The 24199-nt window shown below is 66.1% G+C and carries 18 protein-coding genes; 9 read left to right on the top strand and 9 right to left on the bottom strand.

The features are described 5' to 3' along the window. Positions 1 to 13 precede the first annotated feature (13 nt). Positions 14 to 1612: an NAD(P)/FAD-dependent oxidoreductase gene (locus A5740_RS11965; protein ID WP_076194289.1), complete on the bottom strand. Its 1599-nt coding sequence runs from the start codon at positions 1610 to 1612 to the stop codon at positions 14 to 16. Then, the gene (locus A5740_RS11960; protein WP_076194287.1) at positions 1609 to 2082 is read right to left on the bottom strand and encodes an SRPBCC family protein; all 474 of its coding nucleotides are present in this window, start codon (positions 2080 to 2082) and stop codon (positions 1609 to 1611) included. Before A5740_RS11960 ends, A5740_RS11965 begins: the two co-directional genes overlap by 4 nt. 182 nt (positions 2083 to 2264) lie before the next feature. On the opposite strand from A5740_RS11960, the gene A5740_RS11955 reads away from it, so the two are divergent. After that, positions 2265 to 4133, top strand: a complete 1869-nt coding sequence (locus tag A5740_RS11955; RefSeq protein WP_076194286.1) for a propionyl-CoA synthetase — start codon at positions 2265 to 2267, stop codon at positions 4131 to 4133. Here the strand turns inward: A5740_RS11955 and A5740_RS11950 are convergent. Next, entirely contained in the window at positions 4111 to 6048 is a 1938-nt protein-coding gene (locus A5740_RS11950) for a heavy metal translocating P-type ATPase (protein ID WP_076194284.1), read from the bottom strand. The two genes, A5740_RS11955 and A5740_RS11950, sit on opposite strands and share 23 nt — an antisense overlap. A gap of 106 nt (positions 6049 to 6154) precedes the next feature. Between A5740_RS11950 and A5740_RS11945 the strand changes: the two genes are divergently transcribed. From A5740_RS11945 to A5740_RS11935, 3 genes are all read left to right on the top strand, one after another. Beyond that, on the top strand, positions 6155 to 6508 hold the full coding sequence (locus A5740_RS11945; protein WP_076194319.1) for a metalloregulator ArsR/SmtB family transcription factor: 354 nt from the start codon (positions 6155 to 6157) through the stop codon (positions 6506 to 6508). A 409-nt stretch (positions 6509 to 6917) separates the two neighbouring features. Continuing rightward, positions 6918 to 7622 carry a ZIP family metal transporter gene (locus A5740_RS11940; RefSeq protein ID WP_076194317.1) on the top strand — a complete coding sequence of 235 codons (705 nt, stop codon included), beginning with the start codon at positions 6918 to 6920 and terminating at the stop codon, positions 7620 to 7622. A 302-nt stretch (positions 7623 to 7924) separates the two neighbouring features. Then, positions 7925 to 9010, top strand: coding sequence for an MPT63 family protein (locus A5740_RS11935; protein ID WP_139335081.1), 1086 nt, complete (start codon positions 7925 to 7927; stop codon positions 9008 to 9010). A gap of 178 nt (positions 9011 to 9188) precedes the next feature. Here the strand turns inward: A5740_RS11935 and A5740_RS11930 are convergent, their stop codons facing one another. The 5 genes from A5740_RS11930 to A5740_RS11910 are packed head-to-tail and all read right to left on the bottom strand — an operon-like array spanning position 9189 to position 13407. Beyond that, positions 9189 to 10154, bottom strand: coding sequence for a Ppx/GppA phosphatase family protein (locus tag A5740_RS11930; protein WP_076194315.1), 966 nt, complete (start codon positions 10152 to 10154; stop codon positions 9189 to 9191). Continuing rightward, positions 10151 to 10642, bottom strand: coding sequence for a DUF501 domain-containing protein (locus A5740_RS11925; protein ID WP_076194280.1), 492 nt, complete (start codon positions 10640 to 10642; stop codon positions 10151 to 10153). The genes A5740_RS11930 and A5740_RS11925 overlap by 4 nt, the downstream gene beginning before the upstream one ends. Continuing rightward, on the bottom strand, positions 10635 to 11318 hold the full coding sequence (locus A5740_RS11920; RefSeq protein WP_076194279.1) for a septum formation initiator family protein: 684 nt from the start codon (positions 11316 to 11318) through the stop codon (positions 10635 to 10637). The genes A5740_RS11925 and A5740_RS11920 overlap by 8 nt, the downstream gene beginning before the upstream one ends. A gap of 20 nt (positions 11319 to 11338) precedes the next feature. Further along, positions 11339 to 12622: a phosphopyruvate hydratase gene (gene eno / locus A5740_RS11915; RefSeq protein ID WP_076194277.1), complete on the bottom strand. Its 1284-nt coding sequence runs from the start codon at positions 12620 to 12622 to the stop codon at positions 11339 to 11341. A gap of 53 nt (positions 12623 to 12675) precedes the next feature. Further along, positions 12676 to 13407 (bottom strand): lytic transglycosylase domain-containing protein, encoded by a 732-nt coding sequence (locus A5740_RS11910; protein WP_076194275.1) that lies wholly within the window; start codon positions 13405 to 13407, stop codon positions 12676 to 12678. Between the two features lie 208 nt (positions 13408 to 13615). On the opposite strand from A5740_RS11910, the gene efeU reads away from it, so the two are divergent. From efeU to efeB, 3 genes are read left to right on the top strand one after another with little or no spacing between them, the layout of a single operon-like run. Then, positions 13616 to 14569: an iron uptake transporter permease EfeU gene (gene efeU / locus A5740_RS11905; protein ID WP_076194273.1), complete on the top strand. Its 954-nt coding sequence runs from the start codon at positions 13616 to 13618 to the stop codon at positions 14567 to 14569. Beyond that, entirely contained in the window at positions 14566 to 15729 is a 1164-nt protein-coding gene (gene efeO / locus A5740_RS11900) for an iron uptake system protein EfeO (RefSeq protein WP_076194271.1), read from the top strand. Before efeU ends, efeO begins: the two co-directional genes overlap by 4 nt. After that, positions 15710 to 17038 carry an iron uptake transporter deferrochelatase/peroxidase subunit gene (efeB, locus tag A5740_RS11895; protein WP_076194269.1) on the top strand — a complete coding sequence of 443 codons (1329 nt, stop codon included), beginning with the start codon at positions 15710 to 15712 and terminating at the stop codon, positions 17036 to 17038. The genes efeO and efeB overlap by 20 nt, the downstream gene beginning before the upstream one ends. Positions 17039 to 17044: 6 nt before the next feature. On the opposite strand, the gene A5740_RS11890 is transcribed toward efeB, so the two are convergent. Beyond that, a complete protein-coding gene (locus A5740_RS11890; RefSeq protein ID WP_076194267.1) occupies positions 17045 to 17854 on the bottom strand; it encodes a tat pathway signal sequence in 810 nt (269 codons plus the stop codon). Positions 17855 to 18324: 470 nt separating this feature from the next. On the opposite strand from A5740_RS11890, the gene A5740_RS11885 reads away from it, so the two are divergent. Together A5740_RS11885 and A5740_RS11880 are read left to right on the top strand one after the other, a co-directional pair. Then, positions 18325 to 21306: a PE-PPE domain-containing protein gene (locus tag A5740_RS11885; protein WP_254849154.1), complete on the top strand. Its 2982-nt coding sequence runs from the start codon at positions 18325 to 18327 to the stop codon at positions 21304 to 21306. A gap of 546 nt (positions 21307 to 21852) precedes the next feature. Next, the gene (locus tag A5740_RS11880) at positions 21853 to 24048 is read left to right on the top strand and encodes a PE-PPE domain-containing protein (RefSeq protein WP_076194263.1); all 2196 of its coding nucleotides are present in this window, start codon (positions 21853 to 21855) and stop codon (positions 24046 to 24048) included. Positions 24049 to 24199: the final 151 nt, after the last annotated feature.

Below are 24199 nucleotides of genomic sequence, written 5' to 3'. Positions count from 1 at the left end.
CCCGCGAGGAAAATCAGCGCCGGCCCACGGTGAGCGCCAAGGCCGCCCGCGACAGCCGGCGCCGCGGCCAGCCGAGCACACCGTCATCGGCCAGGGCGGCACGGGCCGCATTCCGGCCGCAGATGCCGTGCACCCCGCCGCCCGGCGTGGCCCCGGCACTGCCCAGGTAGACGTTGGACACCGGGGTCTCGGCGCGGCCGAATCCGGGTGCGGGCCGAAAGATCAACTGCTGATGTAATTGGGAGGTTCCACCGTTGACCGCGCCGGCGTGCAAATTCGCATCGGCGGCCTCCAGGTCGGACGGACGCTGCACCATCGTCCCGACGACGCGGTCGTTGAATCCGGGAGCATGTTCCTCCAGCAATTGGCCCACCCGGTCGGCCAATTGTTCCGACGAGGCGTCATCTGTCATCCCGCGCGGCAGATGCGTGTAGGCCCACGCGCTTTCGGTGCCGACCGGGGAGCGGCTCGGATCGGCGGTGGTCATCTGCCCGAAGAGCATGAACGGTCGCTCGGGAAGCGTCGCGGTGTTCAGGTCGGCCATCCAGCGGATCAGGCCGTCACGATCGGCGCCGAGATGCACGGTGCCCGCCTCGTTCAGACTCTTCGACCGCCACGGCACCGGCCCGTCGAGGGCATAGTTGACCTTCAACACCGGTGTGTCCCAGACGAACCGCCGCATCCCCTCGATCACCGATGCGGGGACGGCATGCTCGGGGAGCAGATCGCGATACAGCCGGGGCGCGGAGGTGTCGGCGATCACGGCGCGACGCACCCGCACGACGCCCCCGTCGGTGGTCCGCACCGCGACTGCCCGGCCGCCGCGCACCTCGATACCGGAAACCTCACGGCCACATTCGATGCGGGCGCCGGCCGAGCGGGCCCGGGCCACCAGCGCAGCTGCCAACTGCCCGGCACCACCGACCGGAACCGGCCAGCCGCCGTCCTGGGCCATCATCAGCAGCAGGTAACCCATCACCCCGCTGCCCGGAGCGTCGATCGGCACATCGGCGTGCATGGCGTTGCCCAGCAACAACAGTCGCGCCTGCTCGCCCTCGAACAGCTGCTCGGCCAGCACGTCGGCCGGCAGCAGCAGGGAATGGACCAGTCGCAGCGCTTCGGCGGTACCGAGCTTGCGCAACAGCTCCACCGCGCCGCGCACCGGCGGAAACGGCGCGAACAACGCCGCGGTGAGGCCCGTGCGCACCTGCTCCCATTGCTCGAAGAGCGCATACCAGCGCTGCCCGTCACCAGGTTGACGGCGCTCCAGTTCGGCAGCGGTACGGTCGATGTCGCGATAGATCACCGCGACGTCGTCGTCCTCGGCCGAACCCGGATGCCCCACCGCGGCCGGAGCGTGCGCCCAGCGCAGCCCATGGTCTTCCAGGTGCAGGGCCTGCAGGGCCGGCGACACCACCGACAACGGGTAGAAGGCACTGTAGAGATCGCTGATGTAGCCGGGGAACAGTTCGGCGCTCTTCACCGCACCGCCTGGCACCGACTGGGCTTCCAGCACCACCACATCCCAACCGGCGTCGGCCAACATGGCCGCGGCCACCAGCCCATTGTGGCCGGCGCCGATCACCACCGCATCGGCGTGGCCGCCGCTCACTGCGGCTCGGTCCGGCGTTCAGCCAGGGCCGCCAGCCGTTCGGTGCATTCGCGGTTGCGGGGGTAGACGGCCAACAGCGCCAGCTTCCGCGGGATCCAGTTCAACGGCCCACCCACCGGCACCTCGGCCATCTCGATACGGGAGCCCGTGGCAGTATCGCTGAGCCGCAAGGCGATTCGGGCCATACCGAACGGCCGGGTTTTGGCGAGCAGTACCAGTTCATGAGCCGGGGTGCAGGATTCGACCTCGGTCTCGTCATCGAGCACCACGGGCCAGATGCCGATGGTGTGGTGGATGCGGCTGCCCGGAGCCGGCCAGTGTGGGTCGACCGCACGCATCCGGGTGTTGCCCACCACCCACTGGGAATATGTCCACCCGTCGGCCACGACGTCCCAGACCTGCTGTCGGCTCGCCGTGGTGTCGCGTTTGACAGTCAGTGAACTGTCCGGTGCTGCCGGTGATGACTCCATCGAACAATCCTTTGCTTCAGCGGCTCATGATCGCGTGATCGCGCGGTGGTCGGACCCGCTCGCTGGGCTACCCGTCCTCAGCCAGGTCAAACCTGGCCCTCACGACGAACAAAGGTCTCGTTTGTAGGTGTTTTTGCAGGGTTGCACAGACGTTGCAAGTGACGCAGATTACGGTTTGCGGTATGTCCGGCTATCGCGCCCTTTTTGACACCAGCATCACCGACCCGGTCACGTTCTGGGCCGACGCCGCCAAGGCGGTGACCTGGACCAGCGAGCCGCAGCACATACTCGACGACAGCAACCCGCCGTTCTACCGCTGGTTCCCCGACGGCGAGCTCAACACCTGCGCCAATGCCCTGGACCGGCACGTCGCCGAGCGCGGCGATCAGGCCGCGCTCATCTACGACTCCCCCGTCACCGGCACCAAGGCCACCTACACCTACCGTGAATTGCGCGATGCCACCGCCACGTTCGCCGGAGCCCTGCGCGGACTCGGGGTGGGCAAGGGCGACCTTGTGGTGATCTACATGCCGATGGTGCCCGAGGCCGTCATCGCGATGCTGGCCTGCGCCCGCCTGGGCGCGGTGCACTCGGTGGTCTTCGGCGGGTTCGCCGCGCACGAGCTGGCCACCCGCATCGACGACGCCCGTCCAACGGTCGTGGTGAGCGCCTCCTGCGGCATCGAACCGACGCGCCTGATCGAGTACAAGCCCATGCTGGATGCAGCACTCGAACTCGCCGAGCACAAGCCGCGAGCCTGTGTCATCCTGCAACGTCAACAATGTCCGGGCGAGCTGGTCGACGGTCGTGATCATGACTGGCAGCAGCTGGTGGCCACCGCCGCACCGGCCGACCCGGTGCCGGTGGCCGCCACCGACCCGCTGTACGTGCTCTACACCTCGGGCACCACGGGCAAACCCAAGGGCATCGTCCGTGACAACGGCGGCCACGCGGTGGCGTTGCTGTGGAGCATGCGCAACATCTACGACATCGCCCCCGGCGACGTGTTCTGGGCGGCCTCCGACGTCGGCTGGGTCGTCGGGCACTCCTACATCGTGTACGCGCCGCTGCTTTTGGGCGCGACAACCGTTCTCTACGAAGGCAAACCAATTGGCACGCCCGACGCCGGGGCGTTCTGGCGGGTGTCCGCCGAGTACGGCGTCAAGGCGCTGTTCACCGCCCCCACGGCGATCCGGGCGATCAAGAAGGAAGATCCCGACGCCACCCGGCTGGCCGACTACGACCTGTCCGGTCTCAAGTACCTGTTCCAGGCCGGCGAGCGCCTCGACCCCGACACCTATCACTGGGCCGCCGACAAACTCGGCATTCCGGTGGTGGACCACTGGTGGCAGACCGAGACCGGCTGGGCCATCGCCGCGGACCCCATGGGTGTCGAACCGCTGCCGATCAAGGCCGGTTCGGCCACGGTGCCGATGCCCGGTTACGACGTGCAGATCCTGCGGTCGGACGGCACCCGGTGTGAGGCCGGCGAGGAAGGCGCCATCTGCATCAAACTGCCGCTGCCCCCAGGCACGTTGCCGACGTTGTGGGGCGATGACCACCGCTACGTCGCGTCGTACCTGTCCGCGTTCACCGGTTACTACCTCACCGGCGACGGCGGCTACCTGGACTCCGACGGCTACCTGTTCGTCATGGGCCGCACCGATGACGTCATCAACGTTGCCGGACACCGGCTTTCGACCGGCTCGATCGAAGCGGTGCTGGCCGACCATCCCTCGGTGGCCGAATGCGCGGTGATCGGGGTGGCCGACGAACTCAAAGGCCAGGTACCCCGCGGGTTCGTGGTGCTCAAGACCGGCGCCTCGGCCGAGGGGATCACCCAGCAGCTCGTCGACCGGGTACGGGACAGCATCGGCGCGGTGGCGGTGTTCAAGAAGGTCGATGTGGTGGCGGCGTTGCCGAAGACCCGCTCGGGCAAGATCCTGCGCAAGACCATGCGCGGCATCGCTGACGGGCTCGACGAACCGGTACCCTCCACCATCGAGGACCCCACCGTACTCGACGCGCTCAAGGACGTGCTGCGCCCCTGAGCAGCCGCAGCCCGTTGAGGGCGACGAGGATGGTCGACCCCTCATGCCCGGCGACACCCAGCGGTAACGGCAAGTGCCCGAACAGGTCCCAGGCCACCAGAACGGTGATGGCGGTGACCGCGATCGCCAGGTTCGCGATCACCAGGCGCCGGGCCCGCCGGGCCAACGCGACCACCGCGGCGATCGCCGAGAGGTCATCGCCGACAGTGACGACGTCGGCGGTGTCCACCGTGAGATCGGCACCGGTGCGTCCCATCGCCATCGAGGAATGCGCCGAGGCCATGGCCGGTGCATCGTTGATCCCGTCGCCCACCATCAGCACCCGCCGCCCACCGGCTTCGATCTCCCGGACCGCGGCGGCCTTGTCTTCCGGCAGCAGCCCGGCCCGCACGTTCTCGATGCCCAACTGCCGGGCCAACGTCGCCGCCGCCACGTGATTGTCGCCGGTGAGCAGTACCGGAGAGCATCCGGTCAGGGCATGCAGCGCCTGCACGGCAGCAGCGGCGCCCGGCCGGGCCTGGTCGTGCAGCGCCAGCACCCCGATGGCGTGGCCGTCGACGGTGACGACGACCACCGTCGCCTCGGTGTCCGCGATCTCGGCGGCAGCCGGGAGCGGCGGACCCGAATACGCCGCAAGGCTCAGTACCTCGACCTCGCACCCGTCGACCATCGCCCGGACCCCACGGCCGGCACTCGCGGTGAAACCGGTGGCCTCGGGCACGGCGGTGGTGCGGGATGCCGCCTCGGCCATGATCGCGCGCCCGATCGGGTGCTCGCTGAATTGTTCTGCGGCAGCGGCCGTTGCGAGGATCCGTTCGGTGCTCGATCCCCCGACGGGCAGCACGTGGGTCACCCGGGGCGTCCCGGTGGTCAGTGTTCCGGTCTTGTCGAGGACGACGACGTCCGTGTCGGCCAGCCGTTCCATGGCGACCGCGGACTTCACCAGCACTCCGTGTCGGCTGGCGTTGGCGATCGCGCACAGCAGTGGCGGCATCGTGGCGAGCACGACTGCGCACGGTGACGCGACGATCATGAAAGTCATCGCGCGCAACAGGGTCGCGCGCAAGTCGGCGCCCAACGCCAGCGGTACCGCGAACAGCGCAAGGGTCGCGACCACCACCACGGCCGAATAGCGTTGCTCGACCTTCTCGATGAACAACTGCGTGGTGGCCTTCGTCGCCGAGGCTGCGGCCACCGCCGCGACGATGCGGGCCAGCACCGTGCTCGAGGCGTCCCGCGTGACCGTGACCCGCAGCGCCCCAGAGGTATTGAGCGTCCCGGCGAAGACGTCGTCGCCCACGCGTTTGGTGACCGGCAGCGGCTCACCGGTGATCGACGACTGGTCGACGTCCGAGGACCCACCGGTCACGGTGCCGTCAGCCGAGATCCGTTCTCCGGGACGGATGAGGATCTGGTCGCCCGGACGTACCGTCTCTGCTGCCACGACCCGCTGGGCGCCGTCGTCGTCGAGCAGTGTCGCGTCGGGCGAGGCCAGGTCGAGCAAGCCGCGTACCGAACGTTCGGTGCGTGCGGTGGCCACATCCTCCAAGGCGCCTGACGTCGCGAAGATCACGATCAACAGTGCGCCGTCGAACACCTGCCCGATGCCTGCGGCACCGATCGCCGCCAGAATCATCAGCAGGTCGACATCGAGTGTGCGGTCCCGCAGCGCCTGCACCCCGGAGACCGCCGATTGCCAACCGCCGGCGAGGTAGCACGCGAGGTACAACGTCCACCACAACGGTGGTGGTGTCTGCGCCAATTGCGCAATCGCGCCGCAGAGCATCAACGCAAGTGCCGCGACAGCCCAGCGGACCGAGCTCACAGACCAGATCCAGGTGCCGATTCGGCGCACACCGACGGTCTCGGCGCCACCGCCCGACGCTGACAGCCGGTCGGTCGACGGAGCGGTCATGGACGGCACCTCCGGTTCAGTCGCGCCCTACACTTCGCATACATTTATACATATAGAGATTGAAATGTATCACCGGTGTTTTGGTCCGCATGCTTGAATGAATGTCATGGGCCATGGAGTTGACGGACGCGCGACGCCGGCCGCGTCCCTCGACGCCGCCTCGGCAGCCAAAGTCGCCGAGACCCTGCAGGCGCTGGCCTCTCCCAACCGATTGCTGATCCTGACCCGGCTGCGGGATTCACCGTGCTCGGTCACCGAACTGTCCGCGGCGGTCGGCATGGAACAACCCGCGGTCTCCAACCAGCTGCGGCTATTGCGGGCGCTGGGGCTGGTGGCCGGTGACCGGTCCGGCCGCAACATCGTGTACCGGCTGTACGACAGCCATGTGGCCCAACTGCTCGACGAAGCCATCTACCACATCGAGCATCTCCGACTCGGCGCCCGCGACACCACCGCGTGAGCTCCTAAAGCCGCGTCGGGCAAAGAGTTTCACACATTGTTCACCTCCGGTGCGCCGACCCCGAACCGGCCGCGCGGCCAAACTCGCACGATCACCGGAATCCTTTATTTTCGCGGTGGCCCGAACTATTGTGAAATCGTTATATGTTGATGTCCGCCCAACTTCGGGAGTTTGCTGTCGGCCACACCGACGGCACCCGAGCAGTGAGGAGTTGAACAACGATGCGCATCGCAACCAAGGGATCGTGCACCTGTCGCTGCAATGCCTGCGACGGTGGCCACCACTGCGGAAACCCGCCGAACTGCAACGCACGGCGCTGACGCCGTCGGTGGCCTGTCGCCGGCGATGACCGACGACAGGCCACCACCCATATCCGCCACCCCGACGGCGCGGGCTTATGCTGCGCCATGTGCTCTCTGCGCTGACCTGGGGTCTGGTCGCTGCATCCTCACTGCTCATCGGCGCCGTCGCCGGTGTCATCCGCGATTGGAATCAACGCCTTGTCGGCCTCGTGCTCGGCTTCGGCGCCGGCGCACTCATCTCCAGCATCTCGTTCGAACTCGCCGAAGAAGGCTTCCGCGCCAGCGGCGCCTGGGCGGTGGCCCTCGGCCTGGCCGTGGGAGCCGTGGTGTTCTACGCCGCCGACCACGCCGTGGATCGATTGGGCCGCAACGGAACCCAAACCGCCGGCCTGCCGCTCCTTCTCGGCGCACTGCTGGACGGCATTCCTGAACAGGCCGCGCTCGGCATCGGTATCGCCGGCGGGGCCGGTGTCAGCCTGGCCCTTGTGGTGTCCATTTTCGTGTCGAACCTGCCCGAGGCCATCGGGTCGGCCAGCGACATGCGATCCGCTGGGCAGTCGGCACGCCGGATCGTCGGCGGCTGGACCGCGATCGCCGCGCTGTGCGCGTTGTCGACTGTCGGCGGCTATCAGCTCCAGCACGTGGCGGGCGACCAGTTCCAGGGTGCGATCAACGGCTTCGCCGCCGGGGCCCTGCTGGTCATGCTGGTCGGTTCGATGATCCCGGAGGCCACCGAGAAGGCGAAAGAGAACGCCGGCCTGGCCGCGGTGTTGGGCTTCGCGGTCGCCGCGGGCCTGTCCATGGCCGGTTGACGACCGGATGAAGGTTGGTTGAACCGTCGACGAGGCCCGAAATCAGCGGTTACTGCTCAGCGAGATTCGAGGCGCGGGCAAACCGGCTGCTCGTGCGCGCGCACAGCCTGAACATACTGGTCACACAGGCCATACCCAGGCTGGGGCACCCGCCTCTCGGCCCCCATATCTGCCAGGCGCCGGTGGCACAAAGTGCGAACTGGTGTTCCTAACCGTCCTCTTAAGCTGCTAACTTCGCATGAAGTGGGTGTCCCACTGCCGGGGGCCTGCCACGTGTTTTGGACCAGTCAGGAGTGAATGCCTTGAAGATGACGAACATCAGTACGGCTTTTGCCGGTGCGGCCATCGCCGCCGCGGCGATCGTCGGTGCGGCCCCGATGGCGCTCGCCGAAGACGGCGGCGTCACCACCGCCTCGCTCGGCAGCCAGGCCAAGCTGGACAACGGTACGCAGGGCTGGACGGTCACCGACCTCAAGCCGAGCACCGACACGATCAACTACCCGGTTCGCGGCACCCTGTGGGAGGTCACCGCCACCAACGAAGCCCTCGAGGGCTCGGTGACGCCGATCGTCTCCAACTTCAACATCCGGGCCGCCGACGGGCAGAACTACCGCGCCCTGTTCCAGGTTCCCAGCCCCCAGGGCGTCAACCCGGCCACTCTCGCGCAGGGGCAGAAGACCAGCGGCAAGATCTACTTCGACGTGACCGGTGAGCAGCCGTCCGAGGTCGTCTACAACGCCGGTGGCCGCGACCTGCTCGTGTGGGACAAGCCCGCCGCCGCACCGGCCGCTGCCCCGGCCGCCGGCGCCCCCAAGCGCCAGGCCCCCGCCGCCGCTCCGGCTGCCGCTCCGGCCGAGGCCCCGGCTGCCACCGCACCTGGCGCTGCCGCTCCGGCCGCCGTCACCCCCGGAGCGCCGGCACCCGCCGCTGCTCCGGCCGGCACCGAGACCACCCCCGCCGGTACCGGTGCAGGCAGCCGTGCCGCTGATCTGCCTGCCGCGACCCCGGCCGGCACCGAGGCCGCTCCGTCCGCGACTCCTCCGGGTACCGAAGCTGTTCCGGCAGCTCCGGCCCCCGGTGCTCCGGTTCCGGCTGCAGGTGCTCCGGTTCCGGGCGCTCCGGCTCCCGCTGCCGCTCCGGGTGCTCCGGCCCCCGAGTCGACCCCGGTCGCACACGGCACTCCGGTCGCTGAGGGTGCCCCCGCAGCAGGTGCAGGCAGCGCCGCCACCGCGGTTCCGCCGGCCGAGGGTGTTCCGGGTGCTCCGGCTCCGGCCGCTCCCGCCCCGGCCTCTGAGCCGGCGCTGGTTCCCGCAGGCACGCAGCCTGTCATCACGCCGGCCCCGGCCCCCGTGGTCGCCCCGGCGAGCAACCACGGCCCGCAGGCCTGATCTAAGTAGTCAAGGCAACGGCCGGACGCGGGTAACCGCGTTCGGCCGTTGTTTTGTGTGTGGGATTGGCGGGTGAGCCGCCGTTTCCCACACCCCACCACCGTTTTCCACCGCAGGGTCGCTGAACCACGCAATCAACAGCCCCCAGGTAGAAACGGGCGCACCAGAAATTGACGGGTCAGGCGATCGACAGCGCGATGCCGTCGAGAATGTCGTGTTCGCTCACGATGAGTTCTTCGATGCCGGCCCGTCGGCTGAGCACGGCCGCCAACTCCTCGACGATGATCGCCCCACCGCCGATCACATCGGCACGGCCGGCATGCATCGGCCCGAGCGCCAGGCGCTGCGCCTTGGTCATGCCGAGCAGCTGCTCACACACCTTGAGCAGATCGGCAAACCCGATGCGGGACAGATGAATTGCGTCAGGGTCGTATTCGGTCATGCCCTGTGCCAGCGCCGAGAGCGTCGTCATCGTCCCGGCCACCCCGACCCACGTGCATGCGTTTTCCACCGGCACCACCGCCAGCGCCTCGGCCAACCCGTCACGAGCCACCGCCCGGGCCTGCGCCACCTCGGCAGCTGTCGGCGGATCGGAGTGCAGGCACCGCTCGGTCAGCCGCACACATCCGATGTCGGCCGAGAAGCTGGCCTGCACCGCATCGGCACCCAGGACCAATTCGGTTGAGCCGCCGCCCAGATCGACCACGACGAACGGGCCTGCGGCGGGATCGAGTTCACCGACCGCGCCGCGGAACGACAGTTCGGCCTCCTCCGTGCCGGTGATCACCTCAGCCACCGAACCAGGCACCACCCCGCCCAGCAACCGCGCGGTCACCGAGAAGAACTCGTCGCGATTGCCGGCGTCGCGGGCTGCCGAGGTGGCCACCATCCGCACCGCACCCACCGAGTGCTCCGCCATCAAGGCGGCATAGTCGGCCAACGCAGATTCCGTGCGGGCCAACGCTTCCGGGGCGAATTGCCCCGTGGCGTCGACACCTTGACCCAACCGCACGACCCGCATCTCGCGGTGCACATCCCGCAGCTTGCCATCCACCACGTCAGCGATCAGCAGACGAATCGAGTTGGTGCCACAATCAATTGCACCGACCCGGCGCGAGCCGTCAATTGCACCGACCCGGCTCAAACCCACACCTCACGATCCAGAATTCCGGCCATCCCCGGCTCGACAGCCAACAGCGCCAGCGCCTCGTCACCAAAAGGATTGACGCCGGGACCTTTCGCCAACGAGTGGGCCATCACCACATGCAGACACTTGACCCGGTCGGGCATGCCACCGCCGGTGAAAGTGGTACCCAGCGACTCGATCGCATCCCGCTCGGCCAGATAAGACTCATGCGCCCGCCGATAAGCCGCGGCCAGTTCCTCATCGTCGTGCAGGCGTTCACTCATCTCGCGCATCAGCCCGGACGATTCCAGTCGGCTGGCCGCCGCGGTCAGCGCGGGATGCGTCAGGTAGTACAGCGTCGGGAACGGCGTGCCGTCGGGCAACTTCGGCGCCGTCTTCACCACTCCGGGCTCGCCGTTGGGGCAGCGGTAGGCGACCTCCAGCACGCCGCGCGGCTCGCGGCCCAATTGCCGTGCCACCGCCTCGATGTCGGCGGGATCAACCATGGGGACCTCCGGGCGGGGCCGGTGCCGGCGGGGCCGGGAGCGGCGGCGGACCGCCGATTGTCGGTGAAACACCATGCGGCTCATCGGCGATCGTGTGCCACAGCGAGGTGTACCAGGGCTGGCCGGCCGGCACGTCCGACCCGGGCAGGGCCGGTGCCACCGACTCCTCCGGCTCGGTCGCCCCCGGCGGAAGTTGCACCTGGTACGGAGTGTCGCCGGGCATGACGAAGCCGAGCCGTTCGCGGGCCTGGGCCGCGATGTACGCCGGGTCGGCCAGCTTGACCTTCTGCTGTTCGAGATCGGCGATCTGGGCGCGCAATTGCTGCTCGCTGGCTTTGAGTTGTTTCATCTCGGTGCGCTGGGCGAAGTAGGTGCGGACCGGCCCGGCGATGGTCAACGTCAGCACGCACACCACCGCGGCCAGGATTGCCGCGCGGCGCGCCGTCGACCCGAACCGCAGTTCCGACTGCAACTCGGCCTGCTGCTGAGCTTGTACCGCAACAGCTTTGGTGACGGTCTCATCTGGAGTGGGCTCAGCCTGCGCCGAGCGGCTGTCGCCGACACGGCGCCGCACCTGTGACGCGCGCGGCCGATTCGACTCCCCGGCCTTGCCCGGCTTGCCGGGTCGTGAGGCCGGGGACCGTCGCTTCGGATCGGGCCGCTTCGCTTCGGGCATGGCTTGAGGCAGGCGCCTGGCTACTTGGCCTCGAACCGGGGGAAGGCCAGATCGCCGGCGTAGCGCGCAGCGTCACCGAGGGCCTCCTCGATGCGCAGCAGCTGGTTGTACTTGGCCACACGCTCGCTGCGGGCCGGGGCCCCGGTCTTGATCTGCCCGCTGCCCACCGCGACCGCCAGATCGGCGATCGTGGTGTCCTCGGTCTCGCCGCTGCGGTGGCTCATCATGGTGCGGTAACCGCTGTTGTGTGCCAGCGCAACGGCATCCAGGGTTTCGGTGAGCGTGCCGATCTGGTTGACCTTGACCAGCAGCGCGTTGGCGGCGCCGCGCTCGATGCCGTCTTCGAGTCGCTCCGGGTTGGTGACGAACAGGTCGTCGCCGACGAGCTGGACCCGGTCACCGATGGCCGTGGTCAGCGACACCCAGCCGTCCCAGTCGTCCTCGGACAGCGGGTCCTCGATCGACACCAGCGGATAGGCGTCGAGCAGGCCGGCGTAGAACTCGGCCATCTGCTCGGCGGTGCGGGTCTCCTTCTCGAACGCGTAACCCGTGCCGTCGGTGTAGAACTCGGTGGCGGCCACGTCGAGCGCCAGCGCCACATCGCTACCCAGCTTGAAGCCGGTGGCCTCGATGGCCGTCGCGATCAGGTCCAGGGCAGCCTTGGTGCCCGCGACATCGGGGGCGAACCCACCCTCGTCGCCGAGACCGGTGGACAGCCCCTGCTTCTTGAGCACGGACTTCAGCGAGTGGTAGACCTCCGCGCCCCAGCGCAGCGACTCCTTGAACGACGGAGCGCCGATCGGGGCGACCATGAACTCCTGCACATCCACCCCGGTGTCGGCGTGGGCACCGCCGTTGAGGATGTTCATCATCGGCACCGGCAGGATGTGCGCGTTGGGGCCGCCCAGGTAGCGGAACAGCGGCAGCGCGGCGCTGTCGGCGGCGGCCTTGGCCACCGCGAGCGAGACGCCGAGGATCGCGTTGGCGCCCAGCCGGGACTTGTCGGGCGTGCCGTCGAGATCGAGCAGGGCCTGGTCCACGAGCCGCTGATCATCGGCAGCCAGTCCGATGATCGCCGGGGCGATCTCGTCGAGCACGGCCTCCACTGCCTTCTCGACGCCCTTGCCGCCGTAGCGGGAACCGCCGTCGCGCAGCTCCACCGCCTCGTGCTCGCCGGTCGACGCACCCGACGGCACCGCTGCCCGGGCGAACGTGGCGTCGGTCAGGGCCACCTCGACCTCGACCGTCGGGTTGCCACGAGAATCGAGGATCTCGCGGGCTCCAACCTGCTCGATGATGGGCACTGGCTTCTCCTTATTGAGTCCTGCGTGTAGGGATGAGACTAGATCGTGGGATGTCACAAGGCATGGCCGGCCGCGTATGCCGTCGCCCAGTCTCGCACCATGCGGGCGTACTGCTCAGAGTTGTTGTACGCCGTCAGCGCCTTCATCCAGCCCCGCGGAGTGGACAGGTGCTTGCCGTACCAGCACAGCAGACCGGCTGCCGAAAGCGCGGCGTCGTCGAAGTTGTCGGGGCTGACGACGCCGTCGTTGTTGGCGTCGACCCCGAAATGGCCCCAGGTCTCGGGGATGAACTGCATGGGGCCCATGGCCCGGTCCATCAGCGGATCGCCGTCCAGCTTGCCGTGATCGGTGTCGGGGATGCGCAGGTTGCCGCCGGTCCCGTCCAGCTGGACGCCACGGATGGGTGGGGTGACGTCACCGTTTCGCGCGATCATCGCGCCCCGGTAGGTGCCGTGATGGCTCTCGATCTGCCCGATACCGGCCAGGGTGGTCCAGGCCAGCTGGCAGTTGGGGTTTTCCACCTCGGCGACGCGGGCGGCGTAGGCGTAGGCCTCCAGGGCATTGACGGGCATGCCCATCGTCGGAGCCCGTTGCGCGGCCCAGTCATGCAGCTGATCGGCCGGCCGGCCCTTGGCGTAGGTGTCCACCGCGGGCACCGGGTCGCCGGGTGGCGGCGGCACGCCCTCGGGGATCGGGGTGCCGAGGTGCCACGAACAGCTGGATGCCAACAGCAGCGCTGTCGCAGCCACCACGGCGACAGCCCGCAGCCAACGCACTGGCGACACCGGACTCCCTCAAAACCCGCTCTATCTCATTGGCCATCGTCGCATGCGCGGGCCGTGACGTGTCGGCCGACGGGCCGGTGCCAGAGGTCGGAACGTCAGCACGGTCGAACCCACAGGCCCCCCTGCTAAGGTGAGCCACGCCTTGCTATGGCGAGGCAGGCCTATGTTTTTTAAGGTGGTTTCACCCCGGTCGAACGAGGACATTTTGATGGCTGTCATCTCGGACGTTCCGACCAGCACGCTGGCCGCATCCAACGTCACATCCCAGGTCTTCGGCAGTGGGCTGATCGGTTTGCGGGAAGGTCTCGAAGCCGCCATCGTGGTGTCGATCCTCGTCGCGTTCCTGGTCAAATCCGAACGTCGCGACGCACTGAAATGGGTGTGGTTGGGCGTCGGCGCAGCAATCACCATGACCGTCGCCGTCTTCCTGGTCATCCAGTTCGGCGAGAACACCATCAGCGGTCTCGGCGCGGAGGCCATCGCCGGGATCGCCTCGCTGATCGCCGTCGTCATCGTCACCACGATGGTGCTGTGGATGAAAAAGGCGTCCGCGTCGATGTCGGGCCAACTGCGCGGCGAGATGTCGCAGGCGCTGCAGACCGGCGGCCTGGCCGTGGCCCTGCTGGCCTTCCTGGCGGTGGGCCGCGAAGGGGTGGAGACCGCGTTGTTCATGGTCGGCTACGCCGAAGCCGAGACGCTCTGGCCGCTGACCGGTCTGATCATCGGGGTGCTGATCGCCGCGGCGATCGCCTACGGCATGTACGCCGGCGCGGTCCGCATCAACCTCGCCAAGTTCTTCAAATACACCGGCATCTTCCTGGTCGTGGTGGCGGCCGGCATCCTGGCCTACGGCATCAAGGCGCTGCAGACGGTGGGCTGGATTCCCGGACTGGGCGCCAAAGCGTTCGACATGAGCGGAGCGTTCGACTGGTCGGCCTGGTACGGCGAGATCATCCAGGGCGTCTTCAATATCGACCCGACGCCGACCGTGCTGCAGTTCGCCGCCTGGCTGGCCTACATCGTCGTGGTGCTGGCCCTGTTCCTGAAGCCGACGCGCGCCTCCGGCAGCGCGTCGCCGAGTGCACCGGCGTCGCCCGAAACCTCCTCCGAGCCGACCTCCGAGCCGGAGACCTCCACCTCATCCGAAAGGTCCACCAAGTGAAGATGACCCCCGCCGCCAAGACCGGATTCGCGGCTGCGGCCGCGGTACTGGCCGGGATCTCGATGAGTGCCTGCCAGGCCAAGGAGGCCGACAGTGGCAGTGCCGGAGCCAAGGGCACGCCGATCACCGTCGACGCCACCGACACCGAATGCACCCTGTCGGGGACGACGGCGACCACGGGGCCGGCCACCTTCGAGGTCACCAACAACGGCAACAAGGTCACCGAGTTCTACGTCTACGGCAAGGGCGAGCGGGTGATGGGCGAGGTCGAGAACATCTCCCCCGGGCTCAAGCGCCAGCTGATCGTCCAGCTCACCCAGCCGGGCACCTACCAGACCTCGTGCCGTCCCGGCATGGTCGGCGAAGGTATCCGCGGCAACTTCGAGGTCACCGGTGAAGCCGTCCAGATCGACACCGAGGGCAAGTTCAAGGAAGCCGCCGACAGCTACAAGCGCTACGTGCTCAGCCAGACCGATGCCCTGATCCCGTCGACCGAGGCGTTCGTCGCCGCGATCAAGGCCAAGGACGTCGCCAAGGCCAAGTCGCTGTACCCCACCACGCGCACCTACTACGAGCGCATCGAGCCGGTCGCCGAATCCTTCCCCAACGATCTGGACCCGCGGATCGACCTGCGCGAGGCCGACCTGGAGGAAGGCCAGAAGTGGACCGGGTTCCACGCCCTGGAGAAGCAACTGTGGGTCACCGGGCTTCAGCCCGACGCCAACGCCCTGGCCGACCAGCTGCTGGCCGACGTCAGGGAGCTCGAGGCCGGGGTCAAGGCCCCCGATTGGACGATCGACTCCACCCAGATCGCCGGTGGCGCCCAGGGTCTGCTCGACGAGGTGGCCCTGAGCAAGATCAGCGGTGAAGAGGACATCTTCAGCCACACCGACCTGTGGGACTTCAAGGCCAACGTCGAGGGTTCGCAGACTGCGGTGGCCTCGGTGCGTCCGATCCTCGACGAGCGTGACGCCGAGTTGGGCAAGCGCGTCGACGAACAGTTCGCCAACGTGGAGAAACTGCTGGAGAAGTATCGTCAGGGCGACGGCTTCGTCTCCTACGACAAGGTGACCGAGCCGCAACGTCAGGAACTCTCACGCGCCATCGACGCGCTGAGCAAAGAGGTAAGCCAGGTGCAAGGTGTCATCGCCCACCAGTGATTCACCGGGTTCTTCGGATCCCACCCCGGGCGCCGAGCAGCCCGCCGGATTCTCCCGGCGCAAGCTGTTCGGCGCGGCCGGGGTGACGGCTGCGGTCGTCGGCGCGGCCAGCGCGGGTGCGCTGGCCGGGCGGGCATCCGCGGCCAGCACCCCACAGGGTGCGCTGCAGGGTCCCGTCGAATTCCGCGGGGAGCGGCAGGCCGGCATCATCACCGAGGCGCAGGACCGGATGCATTTCTGCTCCTTCGACGTCACCACCGACAAGCGTGAGGACGTCGTCGCCCTGCTCAAGCAGTGGACCGAGATGGCCGAGCGCATGACCCGCGGCGAGGAGACCGAAGCGGGCGGTGCCGTGGACGGCAATCCGTATGCGCCACCGTCGGATACCGGTGAGGCCCTCGGTTTGCCGGCCTCACAACTCACCCTGACCATCGGGTTCGGGCCGTCGTTCTTCGTCAAAGACGGCAAGGACCGCTTCGGCATCGCCGACAAACAGCCGGCCGAGTTGCGGGATCTACCGAAGTTTCCCAACGAGACCATGGACCCGGCCCGTTGTGGCGGCGATATCTGCGTGCAGGCCTGCGCCAATGATCCGCAGGTCGCCGTGCACGCCATTCGTAATCTGGCCCGCGTCGGATTCGGCACCGTGGCGGTGCGCTATTCACAACTCGGGTTCGGCCGCACCTCCTCGACCACCCGGGACCAGGCCACCCCGCGGAACCTGTTCGGGTTCAAGGACGGAACCGCCAACCTCAAGTCCGATGAGACCGATCTGCTCGACAAGAACGTCTGGGTCGCCGACGGCGACGGACCTGCCTGGCTCACCGGCGGCAGCTATCTGATCACCCGCCGGATCCGGATGCGCATCGAAAACTGGGACCGCACCACGCTTTTGGAGCAGGAGCGGGTCATCGGTCGACAGAAGGGCAGCGGCGCACCGATCGGGCTGCAGGACGAGTTCGACGAGCTGAATTTCGAGATCACCGACGGCAGGGGCAATCCGAAGATCGACAAGGACGCCCATGTCCGGTTGGCCTCCGCCGAGCATCTGGGCGGTATCGAGATCCTGCGTCGTGGCTACAACTTCACCGACGGTTCGGACGGATTCGGCCATCTGGACGCGGGATTGTTCTTCATCGCGTTCGTGCGTAGCCCGGAGAGGCAGTTCATCCCGATGCAACGGGAATTGAGCCGCAAAGACCTGCTCAACGAGTACATCACCCACACCGGCACCGCGATTTTCGCCTGCCCACCCGGACTGCGTGAGGGTGACACGTCGGCGTACTGGGGTTCGACGCTGTTCGAGTGAGTTCGGTCAGGGTCCCAACAGGATCTGGCTGAGCCGCGTCGTGGTCGCGACGCCGTTGTCGTATCCACCCTGACCATCGAGCCCGTTCATGATCGCCAACGTGTAACGCTGATTCGGACCGGCGAAGCCCACCGAGTTGATCACCCAGCCGCCCTGTTCCTGCGACCAGCCGTTCTTGTTGCCGGGGCTCATCGACGGTCCGGCGCCCCATACACCCCATTGCTGATCCGCGCTCACCTGCCGCATCTCCGCGACGACAGCAGAAGCATCGGCCGAATTCAGTTGGGTCAGTGTGTAATTCATCAGCCGGTCGAGATCGTTGGTCGTGGACTTCTGGAATCCCCAATACGGGAACATCGCACCGAATCCCGGCTGCGGCCGCAGGTCGGTCAGGCCGTAGCGCGGGAAGTTGGCATTGAACGCCGTGTGATCAGGTCCGCCATAACGGCTCCAGAGGGTGTCGGCGGCGTCATTGTCGGAGTCGCGCAGCATGTTCACCATGAGCTGGCGGTCATTGCCCGACAGGCGCAATGCGCCGGCCCGCTCCCGGGTCAGCAGATCCACGACCATTGCCAGCTTGATGGTGGAGGCGGTCCAGATCATCGTGTTCGCGTTCGCGTTGGCGTAGCGCGTGCCCGCGGCACGGTCACGCAACACATAGCCGACGGTGCCTGGCCGCGACGCCAGGTAGGCGTCTGCCGCTGCGATGCGTGAGCGCAAGTCGCAGCCGGTGGCCGCGCAGTCTGCTGTGGACTGCGGTGCGACGGTTGCCAGACTCAACGCCAGAACGACGACAGCGATCCGCAGTACCTGCATCGGGCCCACCCTATGCGGCTGCGCCGGCCTCACCGGTTACCCCACCCGGCGGGCGCCGAGCCGAAACCCCGGCCGTTTCCCGCCCGTGATTCATCAGCCGGATTGCCCGCTAACAGTGACAATGCTCACACCCATCCGGCGCAAAATCTTCGATGGGCTAAGCGTTTGCCAGAATCGGCAAACCCGGAGTTTCTACCAGGTTGCTCCCAAGCCCTGCACCACCCAAAATTGGGACAGGTGCCCCAGAATTGACCAGCTAACAATCTGACCCTCTACCCGGTTGCCAATAAGGGCCGCTAATCTGGACTCAATCAAAGTTACCGCGTAGTACATCACAGTTTCAGCGCATGCGTCGCCGCCGGACGATGGGCGGCGGAGTCCGGCTTTCGCGCCGCCGATCCACCGTTTCCAGCTAACTGCGCACCCCACAATGCAACTCCGGTTCGCTGAAAATGTCGCCCCTTCGTCGGATGGCGCCAGGCGCCGATGGCACCTTAATGTTCCCTTCGACAAAACTGAGTTTTTCCTTAGAGGGGCAGGTCAACATGGCCAGGCATCGTCGTAAGAAAGTCACCAAGGCCGCAGTGATCGGCACGGCGATGGCTGCGGCCGTCGGGGTGGGGCTGACCCCGACGGCCGCAAACGCGGTTTCTAGCAACACCTATTTCATCGGCGTTCCGGAGTGGCTGCCGATCGGTGACGGGAACAGGCTGGAGGCCAACCCGAACACCATCTACCAAGCGATTCTCGATGCGAAGGACACCGACCCGCTGATTGGCTGGGGCACCGGCGGGGTGAAGCTCGAGCCCACGTGGGTGCAGTGGTACAACCCGAATCTCGGCGGGCTGAGCCTGGGGGATGTCAATCTGGGCAACCTGTCTCCGGCCGAACTCGAGAAGCTGCTGAAGAGCGTGGATCTCGGAGAACTGACGGATCCGGACAACGACCAGTACTACACGCCCCGGCAATATGGACAGACCGGCACCAAAGAGGTGTTGGTCGACAATCCGGCGTATCAGGATGCCTTCGACGCAGCACTCGCCGAGGTCATGCAGCAGGACCGGGACACGATCCTGGCGGCTGACAAGATCAACCTCACGATCTCCTACACAGTGCCCGAACCAGATTGGTGGACCAAGAAGACGAAGGTTCTCTTTTGGGAATATAGCCTCGAAAGCGCATTAGGGCCCTGGGTTAATCAAAAGATCGGCGGTCAATCGCTTGGCCAACCGATCACGACGACGGTCACCATCGACAACCCTTTCAAGGGCAATCCGGACGCGCTCGATGACTTCCTTGAAACTGGCGTGTACGAAGGCACATATCCGGTGACCGTCGACCCCGTTCAATCTCTTGGACTGGCGAAGCCGAGTTGGTTTCCCAGCGATAGCCTTTGGAAGTCGCTTACAGGCTTTGTCAAGCCGATCAATGTCGGCGACATCGACTACAACTTCGATCGCACGAAGTTCGGATTGCCCGGTGCCAGTTGGGAAGAGCGGGCGGAAGACCTCGTCGATCCGAGCATTCCCACACAGATTCCCGAAACGCAGCCGGTGTATGGCTGGATACCTGGCGGCTGGACCACCAACACGTTCGGGCAATGGGTCTCACCGACCAACGACATCACCGGATTGCAGGATCTCAATCTTTCCGGCTTGCTCAACGGCGACTTTGATCTGAGCGCACTGGCCGGCCTCTCGACGCGCGATCTGGCCTACTACATGTCCGGCGATCTGGGATTCCTTGCGCCGCTGTTGAATTGGACCGCGTACATCAAGAACGTCAACTTGATCGCCTACGGTGACGGCGCCATTGCCACCGGCGAGGCGTACCGGAATTTCATCGAGGCAGTCCAGAGCGGTGAGATCAAGGCCGGGGAACCGCTGACCGATGGCCGCTATCTCGTCATCGACACAGACGAGAACGGCAACCCGGTGCTGAATGTAGTGAACCACAGCGTGGGCGACGGCGGTCTTGACGAAATCATCACCTCGTATCCCCTGCCCGACGATCTGGTCTTCCCGAACATGCCGGTCGACGCCAACGGGAATCCGATTTATCCGTCGTACAGCGAAACGCCGGGCGGCGTCATCGACATCACGTTCCTCACGATGGCGTTGCTGCGTAACCCGGGCCGTGCCAACGGCGGCCTCTATGCGCGGTTCGCGCCGATCTACCAAGAGCTCACCGGCGTGAATCCGGTATCGCCCGATCGTGAAGATGTCCTGCCGGCAGGGATCGATCCGAACCTCATCAGCAACCTGTTGACCGGTAACAGCACGAATTTCAACGTCAACGACCTCGGCCAACTGCAGACGATTATGGAAGGTGCGGACGGCAAGCCGATCGTCATCACCTTGAAGGCGGATCTCACCTGGGAGTACGACCTGCTGTCCGACGCCCCCGTCACGGCCAACCCGATCGCGTGGGCCAACTCCGTAGCGTCATCCCTGCTGCTGGTGAATTTGGCCGGAAGCCTGCTGAGCATCGACACGACGAAGCCAGGCAGCCTGCCCGTCGGATTGGCGCACTACATCGCTCCTGACGGCACGTTCTACGGGACCCTGACCACCGACCAACTGCCACTGCTCGCCCCCGCCCGCCTGGTCGCCGGTCTGCTCGGCATCGCGACCGGTCAGGACGTCAACACCCCGGTGGCCGACGCACTGGAGCCGGTGCTCAAGCTGCTGGTCGACACCGGCTACAGCGATGTGGTGCGCAATGAGGACGGCACCTGGGAGCGCACGCTCGATCAGATGCACATCCCGACGCTGTTCGGCACCCAGACGCTCACCCGTGAGCAGGCTGCACTGTTGGCCGGCGACATCGTTGCCGAATTGGGCAGGGGGGTGGGTTCCGAGTACACCGACGTCGTCACGCGGGTCACCAACCGGGTGGTGAACTTCCTGGAGGACAACAGCATCGAGGTTCCGGCCGAGATCAAGTCGGCCGCGGCCAAGCTCGCCGAGGATACGGGTGAGGCGATCCAGACGGTGAGCCGCAAGGTCGGCAACGACCTCAGCAAGACCCTCGGCGCCATCAACGCCAAGCTGCCCGAAGCCCCGAAAGCTCCGACCCAGGAGCAGCTGGCCGACCTCCAGCGTCCGGCCGGTAAGGTCCTGGCCGCGGCCAACGAGGCCACCGGCGGAGAGGCGCTCAAGCAGACCACGGCCCTTCTCAACGACCCGATCGGCGCAGTGGCCAAGGCCGGCAAGGATGTCGAGGCCAAGACGACCAAGCAGCTCAGCAAGACCCAGAAAAGCCTCACCCGCGCCCAGGAACGCGCCGACAAGGTCAATGCCAAGCTCAAACAAGGTGACCTCAAAGGCGCGGCCAAGCAGGTGGGTGAAAACGTCAAGAATCGCGTCGACCGACTGAAGAAGGACATCAACAACGGTGTCGACAAGGTGACGGGCAAAGACAAGAAGAAGGACGCCGGCAAGGACGACTGAACACTCGTCGGACCGCGAAACGCTTTGGCACTCAAGCTGGTACGCCCCTCCTCCGGGAGGGGCGTATCTGTTCTCCCACCGGGAGCGAGCAGGATCTGGCTGAGCCCGTAGCGCGAGAAGTAGGCATTCGGTTCACGACCCCGATCCCCATACCGTGTCGGTGACGTCAATAAAAATATGATTGCTAGCAAATTTTCCACGCCGTCTCATCCGCGGGTTCACACGGCGGGCACAGAGGTCAGCAGTATCACTTCGCGGCAAATCTCGCAAACCACTCCAACGTCCTTTGGCAAATTTCTTCAGGCGGGATACCAGCGGAAAATTGCCGACTTGCCATAGCCTTACCCGCAATCAATGCATCTCTGAACCCCACCGTACAGATTCAGTTAACCAACGACGTCGGCACTGCAACTTCATGGCGAGCTAACGAACTTCGTTGACCACGCAATAACCAGGCGCTGTCACCCGCACGATGGACAGCGAAAGGCGGTTTGCCACCTTAAAGTCCGTACGGTTCGGTGAAAATTTCCTGAGAGGGGCAGGTGCGTGGCAAATCATCGTCGCAAGAAGGCAACCAAGGCCGCCGTCATCGGTACGGCGATCGCGGCAACCGTCGGGGTGGGGCTGACTCCGGTCGTCGCGGATGCGGCCACGTATGTCGTCGGGCTGCCGGACTGGATACCGTCCGACACCTTCGGCAACGTGATCAAGACATTGCCTTCGAACCCGGGGGCGGTGACGGGTGCCATCCTCGACGATCGCGAAAACACCGCCGGAATCAAGGGGTGGGGGCTGGGCACTACCTTCACCGAGGAGCAGCTCGCTCCGGTGTGGGTGACGTGGTACAACCCGACGGGATCAGCGACCAATGTCAAAACAGCTGAAGGCGGAGGGTTTTTCGATCACTGGTACACCGGAACCGTCACCGGCAAAGATTGGACTCAGGGCCAGTGGGTCTCGCCCAGCGATCTCACTGGCATCGACCCGGCAGCGTTGCTCAAGTACGGGCTGGACGGTGGAGATCTCACCGCAGCGTTGGCACCGCTGGTGAACTGGACGGCGTACCTGTCGAACACCAACTTCGTCGGCTACGGCGACGGCGCGATTGCCGTTGGTGCGGGTTACCAAGACTTCATCGACCTGGCACGGAGTCCCAGTGGACTGGAGGCAGGCCCCGCCCTCACCGGGCCACGCAAGATCGCCATCACGGACCCGAACGATCCTCTCACCAAGGACGTCACCAGGGCGTACACGAAAGTCAATGGTTTGGAGTACCTGGCGATCAAGAACGCACCCGGAGTCTGGCTCTTGACGAAGGTGGGCACCTCCGGCCCCGGCTCCTCCGAGTTCCCCGATGCCCCCGAGGATCTGCCGACAGTCGAAATCACTCCCGGCGGAGTCATCGACGTCACTCTCCTGACTGTGAACCTTTTGCGTAATCCCGGCCGCCCCAATGGTGGTCTGTATTCACGCTTCGCGCCGATCTACCAGGCCCTCACCGACGTCAATCCAGTGACGCCGGAGCGCCAGGACGTCCTGCCAGAAGGGCTGGAAGGACTGAGTCTTTCGGACCTCAGCTTCGATGACCTCGGCAATCTCGTGGCAGTCGCGGAATCCCTCGATGGGAAACCGATCGTCCTGACCGTCCTCAAGACCGACACCACGTGGGAGTACGACATTCTCTCGGATGCCCCGGTCACCGGCAGCCCAGTCGCTTGGGCGAATTCGGCTGCCGCTGCGTTGTTGCCGCTGACGCTGGGCGCGTCGCTGTTGGATGGGTCAGGTGTGGGAGCCAAGCTCTACGTCGCTCCCGATGGCACCATTTACACCACCATCACCCAGGATCAGTTGCCGCTCTTGGCCCCTGCTCGTCTAGCCGCCGGATTGCTCTCCGTCGCAACGGGTGAGGACGTCAACACCCCCGTGGCCGACGCCCTCGAACCACTGCTCAAGCTGCTGGTCGACACCAGCTACACCGATGTGGAACGCAACGCCGACGGCACCTGGACCCGCACCCTCGACGAGATGCACGTTCCCACACTGTTCGGCACTCAGACGTTGACCCGCGAGCAGTCCGCGCTGCTGGCCGGCGACATCATCGCCGAGCTGGGCAAGGGCGTGGGTTCGGAGTACACCGACATCGTCCAGCGAGTCACCACTCGAGTGGTGAACTTCCTGGAAGACAATGACATTCAGGTTTCCGATGCGGTGAAGGTGGCCGCGGCCAAACTGGCCACAGAGCCGGGTGCGGCCATCCGGACGGTCAGCCGGCGGATCGGGGACGATGTCAGCAAGGTGCTCACCGGCATCGAAGCCAAACTGCCCGAAGGTCCGGCCACCCCCACGCAGGAGCAACTGGCCACCGGTCAACGGCAGGTCGGGAAAGTTCTTCGTGTCGTGAAGGACGATGTGGACGAAACCACCGCCCAGATCAACGAAGCCGCCGACGAGTTCGCTTCCAGCAAGGTCGGTGTCGCGCTGAAGTCCACCGGGGACAAGGTCGAGGCCGATGTCACCAAGCGGGTCACCAAGACCCAGACGAGCATCGCCCATGCCCAGGAGCGCGCCGACAAGGTCAACGCGAAGCTCAAACAAGGCGACCTCAAAGGTGCGGCCAAGCAGATCGGTGAGAACGTCAAGAATCGCGTCGACCGCCTGAAGAAAGACGTCAACAACGGTCTCAAGAAGTTGAACGCCAAGGATACCGACACAGACAAGGGCACGGCCGACAACGACAAATAGTCAGCTGCTCGTCGTCGGACTGCCCGCCTTGCGATATCGCAAGGCGGGCAGTCCCGGTCTTACTTCCGGCCGAGGTCGAGATCGCCGGTTTCAGCCAGGTATCCGACGTGTCCGACTACGCGCGACTTTTCAGCGACAATCGCCACAGAGG

Origin of the sequence: Mycobacterium sp. GA-1841, from assembly GCF_001954135.1 — a bacterium.
GTDB lineage: Bacteria > Actinomycetota > Actinomycetes > Mycobacteriales > Mycobacteriaceae > Mycobacterium.
This window is presented reverse-complemented; position numbering and strand designations above follow the sequence as displayed.

Excerpts from the sequence above, each read along its gene's own strand:
- A5740_RS11960 (WP_076194287.1), bottom strand. The coding sequence starts at position 2,082 with ATGGAGTCATCACCGGCAGCACCGGACAGTTCACTGACTGTCAAACGC.
- A5740_RS11955 (WP_076194286.1), top strand. The coding sequence starts at position 2,265 with ATGTCCGGCTATCGCGCCCTTTTTGACACCAGCATCACCGACCCGGTC.
- A5740_RS11950 (WP_076194284.1), bottom strand. The coding sequence starts at position 6,048 with ATGACCGCTCCGTCGACCGACCGGCTGTCAGCGTCGGGCGGTGGCGCC.
- A5740_RS11945 (WP_076194319.1), top strand. The coding sequence starts at position 6,155 with ATGGGCCATGGAGTTGACGGACGCGCGACGCCGGCCGCGTCCCTCGAC.
- A5740_RS11925 (WP_076194280.1), bottom strand. The coding sequence starts at position 10,642 with ATGGTTGATCCCGCCGACATCGAGGCGGTGGCACGGCAATTGGGCCGC.
- A5740_RS11920 (WP_076194279.1), bottom strand. The coding sequence starts at position 11,318 with ATGCCCGAAGCGAAGCGGCCCGATCCGAAGCGACGGTCCCCGGCCTCA.
- efeU (WP_076194273.1), top strand. The coding sequence starts at position 13,616 with ATGGCTGTCATCTCGGACGTTCCGACCAGCACGCTGGCCGCATCCAAC.
- A5740_RS11890 (WP_076194267.1), bottom strand. The coding sequence starts at position 17,854 with ATGCAGGTACTGCGGATCGCTGTCGTCGTTCTGGCGTTGAGTCTGGCA.
- A5740_RS11885 (WP_254849154.1), top strand. The coding sequence starts at position 18,325 with ATGGCGCCAGGCGCCGATGGCACCTTAATGTTCCCTTCGACAAAACTG.